1 pseudogene is annotated in these 649 nt (G+C 33.7%); it reads left to right on the forward strand.

The features are described 5' to 3' along the window. Nucleotides 1–30 precede the first annotated feature (30 nt). Nucleotides 31–618: pseudogene (locus ASJ81_RS14830) on the forward strand (helix-turn-helix domain-containing protein); the annotation flags it as partial. Nucleotides 619–649 lie beyond the last annotated feature (31 nt).

Genomic DNA, 649 nt, shown 5'->3' on the forward strand with positions numbered 1-649 from the left:
AGATATATTGATTGTTCAATATATTATCTAATGTCTCGTATAAGCCGTCGCCCCAAATTATCATTTACTCAAAAAGATTTAGACTATGTTATCAAGATTAGCCGCTCTAGAAATCAAGCTGCAAGTATTGTAGAAAGATCCAAGATATTACTTTTGAGCTATCAGGGGAAAAACGATACTGAAATATCTAGAGAGTTAAAAGTAGATTACAAAACTGTAAGAAAATGGATAAAAAGGGTTTTAGATTTAGGGGTCAAAGAAGGCTTAATAGATAAATCCAGAAGTGGAAGACCTCAAGATATTAGTGCCGAATCACGAGCTTATGTAATTTCACTTGCATGTATGAAACCAAAGAATCTTGGGTATCCTCATGAAATCTGGACGCAGAGACTTCTTGCAAAACATATACGAGAGAATAGCATCAAAGAAGGACATCCTGATTTATCGAAGATAAATCAGGGAACAATTTCGAAAATTCTCAATGCGAGCAATATAAAACCACATAAGATTAGCTCTTATATTGCTAAAGTTGATCCAGAGTTTGATAAAAAAGCAGCCAATGTCTTAGCCACATATAGAGAGGCTAATGAATTAAGTGAAAAAAAGAAGAAATTAAAACCGTGATTATTTCCTACGATGAAAAACCAGG

The sequence above is a fragment of the Methanosarcina spelaei genome, from assembly GCF_002287235.1.
GTDB classification, from domain to species: domain Archaea; phylum Halobacteriota; class Methanosarcinia; order Methanosarcinales; family Methanosarcinaceae; genus Methanosarcina; species Methanosarcina spelaei.